General features: G+C 44.2%; 13 protein-coding genes and 1 pseudogene. 12 read left to right on the top strand and 2 right to left on the bottom strand.

Going from position 1 to position 16,506, the window contains the following annotated elements; translation table 11 throughout:
- Positions 1-661 precede the first annotated feature (661 nt).
- From carA to greA, 3 genes are read left to right on the top strand one after another with little or no spacing between them, the layout of a single operon-like run.
- The gene (gene carA, locus C7H79_RS08480; RefSeq protein WP_106706852.1) at positions 662-1,813 is read left to right on the top strand and encodes a glutamine-hydrolyzing carbamoyl-phosphate synthase small subunit; all 1,152 of its coding nucleotides are present in this window, start codon (positions 662-664) and stop codon (positions 1,811-1,813) included.
- Positions 1,814-1,841: 28 nt separating this feature from the next.
- The gene (gene carB, locus C7H79_RS08475; RefSeq protein WP_106706851.1) at positions 1,842-5,051 is read left to right on the top strand and encodes a carbamoyl-phosphate synthase large subunit; all 3,210 of its coding nucleotides are present in this window, start codon (positions 1,842-1,844) and stop codon (positions 5,049-5,051) included.
- 60 nt (positions 5,052-5,111) lie between these two features.
- Positions 5,112-5,588, top strand: coding sequence for a transcription elongation factor GreA (gene greA, locus C7H79_RS08470; protein ID WP_106706850.1), 477 nt, complete (start codon positions 5,112-5,114; stop codon positions 5,586-5,588).
- A 14-nt stretch (positions 5,589-5,602) separates the two neighbouring features.
- Here greA and yhbY read toward each other — a convergent pair whose 3' ends face one another.
- The gene (gene yhbY / locus C7H79_RS08465; protein ID WP_106706849.1) at positions 5,603-5,956 is read right to left on the bottom strand and encodes a ribosome assembly RNA-binding protein YhbY; all 354 of its coding nucleotides are present in this window, start codon (positions 5,954-5,956) and stop codon (positions 5,603-5,605) included.
- A gap of 30 nt (positions 5,957-5,986) precedes the next feature.
- On the opposite strand from yhbY, the gene C7H79_RS08460 reads away from it, so the two are divergent.
- From C7H79_RS08460 to cysG, 6 genes and pseudogenes are all read left to right on the top strand, one after another.
- Entirely contained in the window at positions 5,987-6,604 is a 618-nt protein-coding gene (locus tag C7H79_RS08460) for an RlmE family RNA methyltransferase (RefSeq protein ID WP_106706848.1), read from the top strand.
- 172 nt (positions 6,605-6,776) lie between these two features.
- Positions 6,777-8,687: an ATP-dependent zinc metalloprotease FtsH gene (ftsH, locus tag C7H79_RS08455; protein ID WP_106706847.1), complete on the top strand. Its 1,911-nt coding sequence runs from the start codon at positions 6,777-6,779 to the stop codon at positions 8,685-8,687.
- Between the two features lie 135 nt (positions 8,688-8,822).
- Positions 8,823-9,605 carry a dihydropteroate synthase gene (folP, locus tag C7H79_RS08450; protein WP_106706846.1) on the top strand — a complete coding sequence of 261 codons (783 nt, stop codon included), beginning with the start codon at positions 8,823-8,825 and terminating at the stop codon, positions 9,603-9,605.
- A 209-nt stretch (positions 9,606-9,814) separates the two neighbouring features.
- Positions 9,815-10,639 (top strand): annotated as a pseudogene (locus tag C7H79_RS08445) (phosphohexomutase domain-containing protein).
- Positions 10,640-10,843: 204 nt separating this feature from the next.
- Positions 10,844-11,842, top strand: a complete 999-nt coding sequence (locus tag C7H79_RS08440; protein ID WP_106706845.1) for a PstS family phosphate ABC transporter substrate-binding protein — start codon at positions 10,844-10,846, stop codon at positions 11,840-11,842.
- Between the two features lie 156 nt (positions 11,843-11,998).
- Positions 11,999-13,387, top strand: a complete 1,389-nt coding sequence (gene cysG, locus C7H79_RS08435) for a siroheme synthase CysG (RefSeq protein ID WP_106706844.1) — start codon at positions 11,999-12,001, stop codon at positions 13,385-13,387.
- Between the two features lie 73 nt (positions 13,388-13,460).
- Here cysG and nadC read toward each other — a convergent pair whose 3' ends face one another.
- Positions 13,461-14,315, bottom strand: a complete 855-nt coding sequence (gene nadC / locus C7H79_RS08430; protein WP_106706843.1) for a carboxylating nicotinate-nucleotide diphosphorylase — start codon at positions 14,313-14,315, stop codon at positions 13,461-13,463.
- Between the two features lie 132 nt (positions 14,316-14,447).
- Between nadC and C7H79_RS08425 the strand changes: the two genes are divergently transcribed.
- From C7H79_RS08425 to C7H79_RS18850, 3 genes are all read left to right on the top strand, one after another.
- Positions 14,448-15,941, top strand: coding sequence for an FMN-binding glutamate synthase family protein (locus C7H79_RS08425; protein WP_106706842.1), 1,494 nt, complete (start codon positions 14,448-14,450; stop codon positions 15,939-15,941).
- Positions 15,942-16,155: 214 nt separating this feature from the next.
- A complete protein-coding gene (locus C7H79_RS18855; RefSeq protein WP_242447213.1) occupies positions 16,156-16,284 on the top strand; it encodes a transposase in 129 nt (42 codons plus the stop codon).
- Positions 16,260-16,412 (top strand): hypothetical protein, encoded by a 153-nt coding sequence (locus tag C7H79_RS18850; protein WP_242447211.1) that lies wholly within the window; start codon positions 16,260-16,262, stop codon positions 16,410-16,412. Before C7H79_RS18855 ends, C7H79_RS18850 begins: the two co-directional genes overlap by 25 nt.
- The last annotated feature ends 94 nt before the right edge of the window (positions 16,413-16,506 follow it).

Below are 16,506 nucleotides of genomic sequence, written 5' to 3'. Positions count from 1 at the left end.
TCTCGGTACAAATTTTAGTATTTGTGAAAAGATCGTATTATAATGTGACATGACCTGGTTTCCTATGCTGGTTCAACAAGTTATGAGAAAACTTATTATACCAATTCAGGGCAAATCAGGCCGCCTCTCAATTAGATGTTAACGGGACAGTAGTGAAAACATTTAGAAATTTGTTTTCTCAATTATTCAGTATCAAGTAAAGATCAGGATGAGAAGAAATGGTCTTCTTATTCTTCTAGATGTGTTTGATGTAAAAAAGGACTGGGTTCACTAACAAAACCTCTAAGCTCAAAAAATGTTAAGTTTTGGGTTTGTGGTATTGGTCACGATTTAAATGATCTTATATTGGAGTTAAATCTTGTAATTTACATAAAATACGCCAAACGTCCTTATAAAATGGATTGAATATAGAAGCATAGAGATCAATCCAGAAATTCAACACACAGGCAAAACTCACTTCGCGGCAAAAAACTTAAATACCACAATAACGCCAGTAATAGATAACCAGAAAACAAGCGCGTGGCGCCAACAACTCGCTTATAACCACAAATAGAAAAATAAACCTTTTTCACGTATAATTCGATCTTCAATGACCAAGGCATTGAATAGAGTAAGCCTCGGTTCTATTTTCTAGATTTTGTCAGCTTCCAAGGAGTTTTTTGTGTCACAACGACCGCATGCCATCCTCGCACTCGCTGATGGAACAATTTTTCGGGGCGTGTCTATTGGCGTTGACGGCATAAAAACAGGAGAAGTTGCTTTCAATACCGCAATGACCGGTTATCAGGAAATATTGACTGATCCGTCTTATTGTCAACAAATCATCACATTAACGTATCCGCATATCGGTAACACTGGAATCAATCCGGAAGATTTCGAATCCGGTAATATCAACAAAGTACATGTGGCGGGTTTGGTAATCCGCGATCTTCCGTTGATGGCAAGTAATTTCCGCAAAACCCACACCTTACCTGAGTTTCTCCAGGAACAAAAAGTCGTCGCCATCGCTGAAATCGATACTCGAAAGTTGACGCGCATTTTGCGTGAAAAGGGTGCGCAATCCGGCTGCATCATGGCGGGGGATGTCGATGAGGAAAAAGCATTACAAACCGCCCGAGGGTTTCCCGGATTGACCGGAATGGATCTCGCCAAAGTTGTCAGTTGTCGGCAATCGTATACCTGGACGGAGGGAGAGTGGTCATTGGAGTCCGGTTATCAGGCTCCAGAAAGTTTCAAGTTTAACGTCGCGGCTTATGATTTTGGCATTAAACGTACAATTTTGCGCAAACTGGCGCAACGTGGCTGCAGAGTGACAGTTTTTCCGGCACAAACATCGGCCGATGAGATTTTGGCAAGGCGGCCGGATGGAGTATTTCTTTCTAACGGCCCTGGGGATCCTGAATCCTGTGATTACGCCATTTCTGCAACCCAATCACTGCTGAACAGCAATATACCGCTATTCGGTATCTGCTTGGGCCACCAATTATTGGGATTGGCTAGCGGCGCGCACACCATCAAAATGAAATTTGGCCATCATGGCGCCAATCATCCGGTGCAGGATGTGGCCAGCGGAAAAGTTTTCATTACCAGTCAGAACCATGGGTTTGCAGTCGACGCCGATACATTGCCAGCCACAGCTCGTATCACGCATGTATCACTGTTCGATGGGAGTCTGCAGGGTTTCGAATTAACTGACAAGCCGGCGTTTTGTTTTCAAGGACACCCGGAAGCCAGCCCAGGTCCACACGAAGCTGATTATCTGTTTGATAAATTCATCAACATGATACAACGTTATAAAAATAATTCTCAATAACCACCGCATGATGCCACATTAAAAATGTATGCCTAAACGTTCCGACATTCAATCCATACTTATCATCGGTGCCGGCCCCATCGTTATCGGTCAAGCCTGCGAGTTTGATTATTCTGGCGTGCAAGCATGCAAGGCTCTGCGAGAAGAAGGTTATCGCATCATTCTGGTAAATTCCAATCCTGCCACCATCATGACTGATCCGGAAATGGCGGACGCAACCTATATCGAGCCGATTACCTGGACCATGATCGAAAAAATCATTGCGATTGAGCGGCCAGAAGCTTTGCTACCTACCATGGGTGGTCAAACTGCGTTGAATTGTGCACTGGATTTGGTCAAGCACGGCGTATTGGAAAAATATGGTGTCGAACTCATTGGCGCTTCGCGTGAAGCAATTGATATGGCGGAAGATCGCGAAAAATTCAAGCAAGCCATGACGCGCATCGGCTTAGACTCCGCCCGGTCTGCAGTAGCACACAGTATGGAAGAAGCGTTGCAAGTTCAAGCCATGCTGGGCTATCCAGTGATTATCCGTCCATCTTTTACCATGGGAGGCAGCGGCGGCGGCATTGCTTACAATCGCGAAGAATTTCTCGATATTTGCGAACGTGGATTGAAAACTTCTCCCACCAAAGAATTGTTGATCGAAGAGTCCGTAATCGGTTGGAAAGAATTCGAAATGGAAGTCGTACGGGATAAAAACGACAATTGCATTATTGTCTGCTCGATCGAAAACATCGATCCGATGGGCGTGCATACCGGTGATTCCATCACGGTTGCGCCCGCACAAACGTTGACGGACAAAGAGTATCAACTGATGCGCAATGCTTCGATTGCCGTGCTCCGTGAAATCGGCGTCGAAACAGGCGGCTCCAATGTACAATTTGCAATCAATCCTGACAACGGCCGCATGTTTGTGATTGAAATGAATCCGCGTGTTTCACGTTCTTCTGCCTTAGCTTCTAAAGCAACCGGGTTCCCGATTGCCAAAATTGCAGCTAAGCTTGCGGTTGGTTATACCCTGAACGAGCTGGGCAATGACATTACCGGCGGAATTACACCAGCCTCGTTTGAACCGACGATTGATTATGTTGTTACCAAAGTACCGCGCTTTGCTTTTGAAAAATTTCCACAAACCAATGATCGTCTAACGACACAAATGAAATCCGTCGGCGAAGTCATGGCAATCGGTCGCACGTTCCAGGAATCTCTGCAAAAAGCCTTACGTGGACTGGAAACCGGTGTAGATGGACTGGATGAAAAAACCGATAACCTGGAAACCATCCAAACTGAACTTGCCAACCCTGGTCCAGAGCGGATCTGGTATGTCGCCGATGCTTTCCGCTGCAATCTTTCGCTTGAAGAAATCCATCAGCTAACGCATATTGATACTTGGTTTCTGGCGCAAATCGAAGATCTGATTAGACAAGAACAAGCATTAACGAGGCTCAAGCTAGAAGGGCTGGATAAACAAGCATTGCGCAAGTTAAAGCGCAGCGGTTTTTCCGATCGGCGCTTGGCCAAACTACTCCGTACTGGTCAAACTGAAGTTCGTAAATACCGACATCAATTTGACTTGCGTCCAGTCTACAAACGCGTTGACACCTGCGCGGCCGAGTTCGCTACCAGCACAGCCTATATGTATTCGACCTACGAGGATGAATGTGAATCTTCTCCCACGAACAAAAAGAAAATTATGGTCTTGGGTGGTGGCCCAAATCGTATCGGCCAGGGAATCGAATTTGATTATTGTTGCGTTCACGCCGCCCTGGCGTTACGAGAAGACGGTTTTGAAACTATCATGGTTAACTGCAATCCTGAAACTGTCTCAACCGATTATGACACATCCGATCGATTATATTTTGAGCCATTGACATTAGAAGATGTGCTAGAAATCGTCGCCGTGGAGAAACCTGATGGCGTGATTGTGCAATATGGCGGACAAACACCCCTTAAACTCGCGCGCGACCTGGAAGCCAATGGTGTACCGATTATTGGCACCAGCCCAGATATGATCGATTGCGCTGAAGATCGTGAACGCTTTCAGAAAATGCTGCAACAGTTAGGTTTAATTCAACCGCCCAACCGCACTGTGCGCAATCCTGAGGCCGCCTTGATTGCTGCAGAAGAAATTGGTTACCCGCTGGTGGTACGACCCAGTTATGTATTGGGCGGACGCGCTATGGAAATAGTACATGAAAGAGCTGATCTGGAACGATACATGCGTGAAGCTGTCAAGGTATCCAATGATTCCCCGGTATTGTTGGATCATTTTCTCACCCATGCTACCGAAGTTGATGTCGATGCCATCTACGATGGAGAAACTGTTCTGATTGGCGGCATCATGGAACATATTGAGCAAGCGGGCGTACATTCCGGTGATTCTGCATGCTCGCTGCCAACCTTTAACTTGCAGCCTGAGATACTGGATGAGTTACGTCGGCAAACTGCCGAAATGGCGCGTGCTCTGAATGTCATCGGACTGATGAATGTACAGTTTGCTATTCAAGACGATACAGTTTATGTTCTTGAAGTCAATCCGAGGGCCTCTCGCACTGTACCTTTTATCTCCAAGGCTACCGGCCTTCAACTAGCCAAAATTTCGGCACGCTGCATGACAGGAAGATCCTTGATTGAGCAGGACGTTACCGAAGAAGTGATTCCAGAATATTATTCTGTCAAAGAAGCTGTTTTCCCCTTTATAAAACTCCCTGGTGTTGATACGATATTAGGTCCGGAAATGAAATCTACCGGAGAAGTTATGGGAATGGGTTCTACTTTTGCGGAAGCTTTTGTTAAATCTCAATTGGCAACCGATGTTCGCTTGCCGACTTCTGGTAAAATCTTTATTAGTGTGCGGCGATCAGATAAATTGCATGCAGTCGAAATCGCACGCAGTCTTGCAGAACTGGGCTTCACCCTTTATGCTACACGGGGAACTGCAGCTGCTATCACAGAAGCTGGGATAGAGGTTATTATCATCAATAAGGTAGCTGAGGGTCGGCCACATATTGTTGACATGATTAAAAATGGTGAAATCAGCTTAATCATTAACACCGTAAAAAATCAACGTAGTGCAATACGAGACTCCTATTCAATTCGCCATGCTGCGCTTCAAGCGAAAGTTACTTACTATACAACTTTAGCCGGTGCGCGCGCTGCCTGTGTGGGTATCACCAATAAACGTGAATTGCAGGTTTATAAATTGCAGAAATTACATAGAGAACTAAAAACATAGATAGAATTGAACTCTATCTGATTTTTGATACAGAATAAAAATGAAAGGCAAAAAATTATCATGAGTACTATCCCGTTAACCGTGACTGGAGCAGAAGCATTGCGTAAAGAATTGCATGAGATGAAAACAGTACATCGTCCTGCCGTCATTGCAGCTATTGCTGAGGCACGTGCTCACGGCGATCTTTCAGAAAATGCCGAATATGATGCCGCCAAGGAAAAACAAGGATTTATTGAAGGACGTATCGCCGAACTTGAAAGTAAGCTCTCGAGTGCACAAATCATCAACCCAACTCTCATTAATGCAGACGGTGCTTGTGTTTTTGGAGCTACCGTTGAATTGGAAGATTTACAAAGCAGCGAAGTTGTCACTTATCAAATTGTAGGGGATGATGAAGCCGACATTAAAGATGGAAAAATTTCCATCAGCTCTCCCATTTCACGTGCACTGATTGGTAAGTATGCAGGAGATATTGCAGAAGTCCATGCACCTAGCGGCATACGCGAGTACGAAATATTGAATGTCAAGTATATCTAAATATTGGTTTGGATTCAGTTCTGAAAACTCCGCTTGGTGCGGAAAGGGCCACTTGTCTTCTTTTTCGATGCCTGCACAACCTTTTTGTCAGCCTCTTCTGGTTTGGGTCGATAAATAACAAAAATCTTGCCTATATGCTGCACAGGCGCAGCGTTTAACTGCTGGCATATCTGCTCAAACAGCTCATTTCTGGCGATCCGATCATCTATCTGCACTTTAATCTTGATCAATTCATGGCTTGAAAGTCCACGATTCAATTCTTCAATAACGCTAGAAGATAATCCGGACTTTCCAATCATCACAACCGGATTTAACGCATGCGCTTGTGCCTTTAATTCACGCCGATGAGCTATAGTTAGTGTTAACATAAATTCTCTTCAAACGCATTATTCTACTTGATGAAACGGGCTAAAACCAGCAAAGCTTGGATGAAAGAGCATGTCAATGATTTTTTTGTCAAACAAGCAAGAAAAGAAGGTTATCGTTCACGTGCTGCGTATAAATTGCTTGAAATTGCCGAAAGAGAGCACATACTAAAATCAGGACTGATTGTCGTTGATTTAGGCGCAGCACCCGGCAGCTGGTCTCAAGTAGCCAGTCACAAAGTAGGCCACAATGGCAAAGTTATAGCGTTAGATATTCTTGAAATGGCACCATTGCCAAATGTAGAATTTATTCAAGGTGATTTTAGAGAAGAATATGCTGTAGCTGAATTAAAAAGATATTTGAGAGATCATCAACCTGATCTTGTCATTTCAGATATGGCGCCAAACATGAGTGGAATCGTTATCAGCGACCAAGCCAGAAGTATGAATTTAGCAGAACTAGCGCTGGCTTTCTCAATGGAGCAACTGAACTATGGTGGAAATTTTCTAGTCAAAGCTTTTCAAGGCAGGGATTTTGATCAATTTCTTTTCGATATGCGTGCTGGATTTAAAAAAGTGATAATACGAAAACCCAAGGCATCGCGCGATCGAAGCAATGAATTATATTTATTAGGATTAGGAAAAAAGTAATTATTGCAGTTGTTCATGAGTGAATGGATCTGTTCAGTGATTACAGTATAAATTAATAGCAGAATGAGAGTTTTATAGTACATTTATTAAAAACGAACTATTCTGTTATATTAAACAGAATAGAGTTAAAATGATTTATCAATGATTTTTAGGTGCAAATCGAGGAGCTATTTTGAATAACTTAATTAAAAACATGGCCATTTGGCTGGTAATTGCACTAGTGTTGATGACTGTATTTAATCAATTCAGCGTTCGTCAACCAGCGCAAGTACCTATGGAATACTCTCAATTCATCACTGAATTGAATCAGGGCAGAATCGCCAAAGTTGTTATTGAAGGACGAACACTTAAAGGCACGAAGTCTGATGGCCGGCGCTTCACAACATATGCACCATCTGATCCTTGGATGGTTAGCGATTTATTGAAAGCTGGTGTTATCGTTGAAGCAAAACCTGAAGAAGAACCGTCCATGCTGATGAGTATTTTCATTTCATGGTTCCCTATGCTTCTGCTGATTGGCGTATGGATTTTTTTCATGCGTCAAATGCAGGGTGGCGGACGCAATGGTGGCGCGTTCTCATTTGGTAAAAGTAAAGCACGCATGCTCGACAAATCAGCCAACACGGTAACCTTTAATGATGTTGCCGGTTGCGAGGAAGCCAAAGAGGAAGTTGCTGAACTGGTTGAATTTCTGCGAGACCCTACAAAATTCCAGAAATTAGGTGGACGCATCCCGCGCGGGGTTTTGATGGTAGGTAGTCCGGGAACAGGGAAAACGTTGCTTGCTCGGGCGATTGCTGGCGAAGCTCAAGTACCCTTCTTTAGTATTTCCGGCTCAGATTTCGTCGAAATGTTTGTTGGTGTAGGTGCATCCAGGGTTCGAGATATGTTTGAACAAGCAAAAAAACATGCGCCCTGCATCATTTTTATCGATGAAATTGATGCAGTAGGCCGTCAACGTGGCGCCGGCCTTGGCGGTGGCAACGATGAACGAGAACAAACACTTAATCAGTTACTGGTAGAAATGGATGGTTTTGAAGGTGCCATGGGTGTAATTGTGATCGCCGCAACCAATCGCCCTGATGTTTTGGATCCAGCGTTGTTACGCCCCGGTCGCTTTGATCGTCAAGTAACGGTACCATTACCTGACATACGTGGGCGCGAACAAATTCTTCATGTACATATGCGCAAAGTACCTTTATCGCCTGATGTAAAAGCGGATATTCTTGCGCGCGGCACACCTGGTATGTCAGGTGCCGATCTGGCCAACTTGGTTAACGAGGCGGCATTATTTGCGGCTCGTAGCAACAAACGCTTGGTGGACATGGATGATTTTGAACGTGCTAAAGACAAAATTTTCATGGGTGCAGAGAGGCGATCAATGGTTATGCCTGAGCATGAGCGTAGAAATACTGCTTATCATGAATCAGGGCACGCCGTAGTCGCTCAGTTGCTCCCAAAAACTGATCCAGTCCATAAAGTAACAATCATTCCTCGAGGTCGTGCCCTAGGCGTGACTATGCAATTGCCCACAGAAGATCGTTTCAGTATGGAACGTGAAGAAATACTACAAAGAATTGCGGTAATGTTCGGGGGGCGTATAGCTGAAGAAGTTTTTATGAAACAAATGACTACTGGCGCATCTAATGATTTTGAACGCGCCACGGATTTAGCACGACAAATGGTAACCCAGTGGGGGATGTCTGACAAACTTGGCCCAATGGTTTATGGTGAAAACGAAGGCGAGGTATTTCTTGGTCGCTCAGTAACCACTCATAAAAATATGAGTGAGGCAACCATGCAAAAAGTTGATGCAGAAGTTCGCCGCATAGTCGACGAGCAATATGCAATTGCACGCAAACTCATTGAAGCAAATAAAGACAAAATCGAAGCCATGACTAAGGCTTTGCTGGAATGGGAAACGATTGATAGCGACCAGATTAAGGATATTATGGATGGTCGTCCGCCACGCCCACCCAAACCCCCACAAATCATATCTTCAAGCGCAAGCGATGAGTCTTCAACAACAGAAACTGAAGAAGAACAAAGCGACTCTTCAGCACCACAAGAGGTTGCCAAATAAGCTGATTAATCATTGATAACTTAAAAACGGGATACGATTCTTTAAAATTGTATCCCGTTTTTGCTTGCTTAAATTTTTTGTACTGTGCATTCATTTCCATACGACTTTATCGCTTCATCCAACCAGCCATTGATAATGGGTATTATTAACGTAACCCCTGATTCCTTTTCAGATGGCGGACTTTATTTGTCAACACAACGAGCTATTGCACATGCAAGAGATCTCATTGACGAAGGCGCCGACATTCTTGATATTGGCGGAGAATCAACGCGCCCCGGAAGTCAATATGTTAATGTAGATGAAGAATTGAATCGCGTATTACCTGTGCTGGAAGCACTCGTTGATACCGGCATTCCAATTTCCATAGACACCTCCAAGCCTGAGGTGATGAAACATGCAATTGAAGCAGGTGCCTTCATGATTAACGATGTCAATGCATTGCGTAATCCCGGAACGCTGGAAGCTGTAGCACCGCATAAACATGTACAAATTTGTCTAATGCATATGCAAGGCACGCCACAAAGCATGCAAGCCAATCCCCAATACATAGATATCGTTTCCGAGGTAAAAGATTTTTTGCGACAGCGAATCCATGCAGTGAATACAGCAGGAATTGCATCAAACCGATTGGTTATCGATCCTGGTTTTGGATTTGGCAAGACACTGCAGCATAACCTTGCATTACTTAATCAGCTTAATGAATTCACTACCTTAGGCATTCCAATATTAGCAGGCTTATCCCGCAAATCCATGCTCGGTGCGATAACTGGCAACAATGTGAGCCAGCGGCTGCATGAGAGTGTTGCCGCAGCCTTGCTTGCTGCAGTTAAAGGTGCCAGAATTGTGCGTGTGCATGATGTCAAAGCAAGTAAAGCAGCACTTGCCATATACAATGCCACGCAAGAACTCGATAAATAATATATTACATGATCAATATATGGTGTTTTGATTATCAACAAATAATAAGGCTATGTAACAATTAGTTTTTGAATTTGACCATTAATATTTAATAAACACCTATTAATCATGTAGTTGAATGAATTCATAAGCGCTACAAACCATTCATATTGTAGAGATTTGCAAATTTCAACAGTTATTTGTTACATAGCTAATAATAACTTCACAAATTGACTAAAGAATATTTTGGAACAGATGGCATACAGGGCGAAGTCGGTAAATTTCCTATCACGCCTGATTTCATTAAGCACTTGGGTTACTCCGCCGGAAAAGCTCTGGCTGCAGCCGACTGGCATTTTATGGAAGGGAAACGCCCGACAGGTTTGATTGGTAAAGACACTCGGGTATCTGGCTTAATGCTGGATCCGCACTTGAAACCGGATTGTGTGCAGCGGGTGTGGATGTCCTCCTGTCCGGCCCAATGCCGGCCCAGCTGTTGCTTATCTGATTCGCGCATTGCGGCTGCAGAAAAAAACACTCACTGTAGGTGTCGTAGGCACCCTCATGACAAGTCTAGCCATGGAAGAGCAATTTAAGAAATTGCGCATTCCTTTTCTCCGAGCCAATATCGGTGACCGTTATGTACTAAAATTGCTACAAAAGAAAGGGTGGCAGCTTGGTGGTGAAAATACCGGACATATTATTTGCATGGATAAACATACAACGGGTGACGGAATAATATCTGCTTTGCAAGTTTTATATGCACTTCGCGATAGCCAAAAAACTTTGGCAGAATCTATGCGTGGTGTCCCTTAATATCCGCAGCGCCTGATGAATGTAAGAATACCCAAGCTATTTAATTTCAACACCAATAAATCGATCATTGCTGTGCGAAAGGAAACCAAGGCTGACTTGGACGGTAACGGACGTATATTAATCCGAGCTTCCGAACGGAGCCTCTTATCCGTATAATGGATGAGAGCAAACCCAAACAAAAAGCTAAATACTGGATCGAACGTATCGTTGAGGTTGTTCAAATTGCCAGCGCAGAATGAACGACTATTTTCTCGCGAACCCTCCCTATAGTATCTGGAAGCTATGCACGATCTGTATTCCATATTCCAAAGTCAGGAAAAATCAAACTTGGTAACAAAACATAAAAATTGTCATAATCCTGTAATAATTCTGCAATAAGATATCGTGTGATTATGACAAGAAGCTCATTCCTCTTATTTTATTTTTTTGGAGCACGTATAAACATGTTGAATTCGTTGGATTACAGGGCGATCATTGCAGTAGCCTCGCTAAGTGCATTCGTCTATACAAGCATGGCGAGTGCCACGCCAATCGTGAAAATTGATGGCTCAAGTACTGTTTTCCCTATCACTGAAGCCGTTGCAGAAGATTTCCAAATAGCCAAACGTGGCGCAATTCGGGTCACTGTCGGCATCTCTGGAACAGGTGGCGGATTCAAGAAATTCTGCCGTAATGAAATCGATATCGTGAATGCATCCCGTCCCATTACCGACCTGGAAATCGAGGCCTGTAAAAAAGAAGGAGTGCAGTTTATTGAAATGCCCATAGCTTTTGATGCCTTAACTGTGGTTGTTAATCCCAAGAATACGTGGAGCAATACCATCACTGTTGAAGAATTGCAGAAAATCTGGGAACCTGCAGCACAAGGCAAAATCACGCACTGGAATCAAATAAACTCAGCATGGCCAGACAAACGAATCAAACTGTATGGCCCGGGCGCCGATTCCGGTACCTTTGAATACTTTACTGAGGCTATTATTGGTAAAGCCAAATCAAGCCGCGGTGATTTTACCGCATCAGAGGATGACAACGTTCTGGTGCAAGGGGTTGCAAGTGATCTCTATGCATTAGGGTTCTTCGGCTTTGCCTATTACATAGAAAATAGTAAAAAAATCAATGCAGTAGCGATTGATAATGGTAATGGGGGAGTGCTTCCTTCCGCTACAACCGTAGAAAATAATAGTTATAGGCCATTATCGCGTCCGATATTTATTTACATTAATGCTAAGTCAGCAGATAAACCAGAAATAAATGAGTTTATTAATTTTTATATGCAGAATGCAACAGAACTGGTAACAGAGGTCAAATATTTCCCACTCTCAAAAAAAGTATATGATCTCAATCTCGAGCACCTGAGCAAGAAAAAAATCGGAACTGTGTTCAAAGGAACCGGAACCAACATAAAACTGGAAGATGTGCTCAAACTGGAATCCAGTTTATAAACCTCGCAACTAAACAGAAAATCCATTATACCTAGAAATACTTGTTATAAATAACAACACACAAGCAAGTGCTGGTTAACTCAGATGGTTCTGTTTTGGCTTAGAATTGATCAGCATTTCCTTTATCTTTACAGATAGATTAGGGTCGCGAAAGCAATGGATTTCCTGCCAATTTTTTTAAATATCAGAAATAAAGTCTGCTTGGTCGTAGGCGGCGGCGAAGTAGCTGCGCGCAAGGCTATGCTGCTGCTCCAAGCCGGTGCGCAAGTATCGGTAGTTGCACCGGAACTGGATAGCGCATTCAATGCGTACGTTGCTCGCGGCAAGATCAACTATTGTGCCGAATGTTTCCAGCTAGAGCATCTGCATAATATTATGCTAGTTATCGCCGCAACCAATGATCGTACTATAAATCAGCAAGTTTCAGAAGCAGCTCAACAACGACAAATTCCCGTTAATGTCGTGGATGATCCCAAACTATGCACTTTTATAATGCCATCCATTATCGATCGCTCACCGCTCTTAATTGCTGTATCGAGCGGCGGGCAATCCCCTGTTCTCGCAAGAATACTGCGCGCTCAACTGGAAGCCCTGATACCGGTTGCATACGCACGCGTCGCAAGCATTGCAGGTAAATTTCGTCAGCAGGTCAAACAACATTTCATTCACCCTGAAAAACGACGTCTTTTCTGGGAAAAAGTCTTGCAGGGCCCATTTACTGAAATGGTACTGGCCGGAAAAGATAAAACTGCTCAGGATTATTTGCTGCAATCCCTGCAACATGAAAAAGACGAGTCGCCGCAAGGTGAAGTCTATCTGGTTGGCGCAGGACCGGGAAATCCAGATTTACTCACTTTCCGTGCCATGCGCCTGATGCAGCAAGCCGATGTAGTCGTTTATGATCGCCTGGTTTCAGCTGCAATTCTTGACATGGTACGTCGTGATGCCACGCGCATTTATGCTGGAAAAGAACGTAATAAACACACGCTGGAACAGGAATCGATTAATCAACTGTTGGTGCGCCTGGCCCAGGAAGGTAAACGGGTATTGCGACTTAAAGGAGGCGATCCTTTTATATTTGGCCGCGGCGGTGAAGAAATTGAGACTTTGGCTTCACATCATATTCCCTTTCAAGTTGTGCCAGGCATTACTGCTGCTTCGGGAGTTGCAGCATATGCCGGTATCCCGCTGACACATCGTGATTACGCACAATCGTGCATTTTTGTCACCGGTCATCTCAAAAATAAAATGATTGATCTGGACTGGGCGCACCTCGCGCGACCTAACCAGACCATCGTGATCTATATGGGATTGCTGGGTCTCCCCGTGCTATGCCAGCAATTGATCGTTCACGGCTTGCCGAGCTCCACACCCGCGGCAATCATTCAGCAAGGCACAACGCAAAAACAAAAAATCGTGACCGGAACCCTGCAAACATTACCTAATTTGACCGCAGCGGTTAATCTGACGCCTCCTACACTAATCATTGTAGGAGAAGTTGTCAAACTGCACCAAAATCTCACATGGTTTGAACCCACATCTTAAAATTCTTGAAACAAGATCTTCAATATGCAATTAAATGCCTCAATGGCCAAAGATCGCCTAATTTATTATTATTTTACCTCGATTCTTTAAATCGCATCGACAAGTCAATCGCTTGAATATTTTTGGTTAAACCACCAATCGAGATTCTGTCAATTCCGGTTTCGGCCACCTGACGCACGTTATCCAGCGTTATGTTGCCAGAAGCCTCCAGTATTACCCGCTCTCCCGGTTGCTGATGAGTTAGAATGACTGCCTTCGACAACTGATTCAGCGCAAAATTATCCAACAGCACCATAGTAGCTCCTGCCGTAATGGCTTCCTGCAATTCCTGCAACGATTCTACTTCAATTTGGATAATCGTACCGGGAGGTGCGGTTGCCCGAACTTTGTTTAATGCGGCCTGAATGCCGCCAGCCGCAATGATATGATTTTCCTTGATCAGAATCCCGTCATACAGGCCCATGCGATGATTGATCCCACCGCCGCATGTCACAGCATATTTCTGTGCCAATCGCAATCCAGGAAGTGTTTTACGTGTATCCACAATAATAGCTCTAGTGCTCACAATTGCGTCGACAAAATGCTTTGTTTGCGTCGCTACGGCGGATAACATTTGCAAAAAATTCAGCGCAGAACGCTCTGCGGTTAGCAAATCACGGCAGCTTCCTTGAATCTCACAGAGCTTTTGCTCTGCGTGAACAAACTCCCCATCATTGGCAAACCATGTGATAATTGTTTCCGGCGCCAGTGTCAGAAAACAAGCTTCAAACCATTGAACTCCACACAAAACCGCATCTTCCTTACTGGTTACCACTGCGCTCAATTCTTTTCCCTCGGGAATCAATGATGCGGTCAAATCACCGGCACCAATATCTTCAAGCAGGGCGCGCGCGACATTGTCGCGAATTTCATCGTGTAGATTTCTCAATTCTTTTTTACCTTAAGCTTTATTTAACATAGAAAAAAGAGGCCGACATTGTCATTTTACGGTGTCGTGGCTGTTCACTTACGACGATTGAACAGATAGTATATAGGTTACCCAGCGATATAAGGAAACAGTATGTCCGGTGCGATTGATTTGATCATTTATAGTATTGCCACAATGCTGGGTGTTGCAGCTGTTGGCATGGTCATATTTTGGTTTATCGAAGATGTCACGCAGAAAAAACATTCTGTACTGCGCAATTATCCGGTTATTGGTCGATTGCGATACATTTTCGAACGACAGGGTAAATACTTCCGGCAATATTTCTTCGCTAATGATCGCGATGAGCTGCCGTTTAATCGTGCCACACGTGGTTGGATTTACAAAAATGCCAAGAATAAAGGCAGCCTGGTCGGTTTCGGCTCCACCAATGACTTGCGTCAACCGGGCTCGGTTATTTTTGTCAATGCCGCTTTCCCAATTCAAGAAGAAGATCAACTACCAACGCCCTCACTGCATATTGGAAAAGGTTATTGCGAGCATCCGTTCGAAGCTAAATCGATCATCAATATTAGTGGAATGAGCTACGGTGCCATTTCCAAACCAGCAGTACGCGCTTTATCACTAGGTGCCGCACAGGCAGGTTGCTGGTTAAATACCGGTGAAGGCGGGCTATCTCCATATCACCTCGAAGGTGGGTGTGATTTGATCATGCAAATCGGCACCGCCAAATATGGCATAAGAGACGGGCATGGTAATTTTTCACCGCTACGTGCAAAAGAATTAAGCAATGTCGTGAAAGCATTTGAAATTAAGCTATCACAAGGCGCCAAGCCCGGCAAAGGAGGATTACTGCCCGCCAATAAAGTGCATAGTGAGATTGCTGCAATCCGTGGCATTCCCGAATATCAGAATTCGATCAGTCCGAACCGCCACAAAGATATCAACAACATTGACGAGCTGCTTGATAAGATCCATTTTATCCGCGAACTGACTGGACGACCAGTGGGCATTAAAACCGCAATCGGCGGATGGAATTTCATCAATGAATTATGCGACAGTATTAACCGGCGCGGTTTGGAATACGCCCCGGATTTTCTCACTATTGACGGTGGCGAGGGAGGAAGCGGCGCAGCCCCACAAACACTGATGGATCACGTGAGCCTACCAATTTCGGAAGCATTACCGCGCGTAATAGATGCCTTGCTGCAATCCGGTCTGAAGAATCGTATTTATGTCGTAGCTGCCGGAAAACTTGTAACCTCTGCAGAGGGTGCATGGGCACTCTGTGCTGGTGCAGATTTTGTCAATACTGCACGTGGCTTTATGTTTTCGCTGGGTTGCATCCAAGCAATGCGCTGCCATCTCAATACTTGCCCTACCGGCATCACAACACATGATGAACGTTTGCAGAATGGATTGGTAGTGGAAGAAAAATATCTGCGTGTGGCGAATTATGCCAGGAACGTCAATAAGGAAATCAATATGATCGCCCATTCATGTGGTTTACATCACGCACGTCAGTTCAAACGCGAGCATGCACGCATCGTTGAAACTGCAGGCAAAAGCATTGCTCTAAACATTCTGTACCCCTATCCTGAGTTACTAAAGACACAAAATCAGGATTAATCCATTAGAATATTGCTCCACAGCAATCTATCAATTCTAACTTTTTTAGCTCAATAAGTGATCGGCAATAATCGACAATATTCTTATTATTCAATTCACTATTCTGAGAATTAAGTGATAAAAACCTCTTAGATATAGATATCAGCAAGGTACCCTATTGCCGATAATACAAAGACTACTGCACCCCCCGTTGGCGCGACAACCGACTAAAACAGTGACAAGTAAAAGACAGTTGGAGCAAGCACTGTATGTTCGGATTGACTTACTACGATTTTGTGGTTTGTCCTTGTCGGATGCGATACCGGACGAAACCACCCTGTGTCGGTTTCGCAACCCTTGGTGACCGGCGATCGGTTAGATGATCTGCTGGCCTTTATCAATGAACAGCTTCAATCACACGGATTGATGATCAAGGGCATTACGGGAGCGGTAATTGATGCCACGCTGATTGAGTCAGCGGCACGAATCTAAAAAAGCTGCCAACAAAATTTTTGTGGACAAGTCACAAGGGAGAGTACTCCGTCCAAATGCTGCATAAGGGGGGAAAACTCTCTTTAGAAAGAGG

Source organism: Nitrosomonas supralitoralis (assembly GCF_003011925.2).
GTDB classification, from domain to species: Bacteria; Pseudomonadota; Gammaproteobacteria; order Burkholderiales; family Nitrosomonadaceae; genus Nitrosomonas; species Nitrosomonas supralitoralis.
The sequence above is the reverse complement of the archived record's forward strand: the minus strand, read 5'-3'. Positions and strand labels throughout refer to the sequence as shown.

Coding starts and splice junctions, on each gene's coding strand:
- carB (WP_106706851.1), top strand. CDS start 1,842: ATGCCTAAACGTTCCGACATTCAATCCATACTTATCATCGGTGCCGGC.
- greA (WP_106706850.1), top strand. CDS start 5,112: ATGAGTACTATCCCGTTAACCGTGACTGGAGCAGAAGCATTGCGTAAA.
- yhbY (WP_106706849.1), bottom strand. CDS start 5,956: ATGTTAACACTAACTATAGCTCATCGGCGTGAATTAAAGGCACAAGCG.
- C7H79_RS08460 (WP_106706848.1), top strand. CDS start 5,987: ATGAAACGGGCTAAAACCAGCAAAGCTTGGATGAAAGAGCATGTCAAT.
- folP (WP_106706846.1), top strand. CDS start 8,823: ATGGGTATTATTAACGTAACCCCTGATTCCTTTTCAGATGGCGGACTT.
- C7H79_RS08440 (WP_106706845.1), top strand. CDS start 10,844: ATGTTGAATTCGTTGGATTACAGGGCGATCATTGCAGTAGCCTCGCTA.
- cysG (WP_106706844.1), top strand. CDS start 11,999: ATGGATTTCCTGCCAATTTTTTTAAATATCAGAAATAAAGTCTGCTTG.
- C7H79_RS08425 (WP_106706842.1), top strand. CDS start 14,448: ATGTCCGGTGCGATTGATTTGATCATTTATAGTATTGCCACAATGCTG.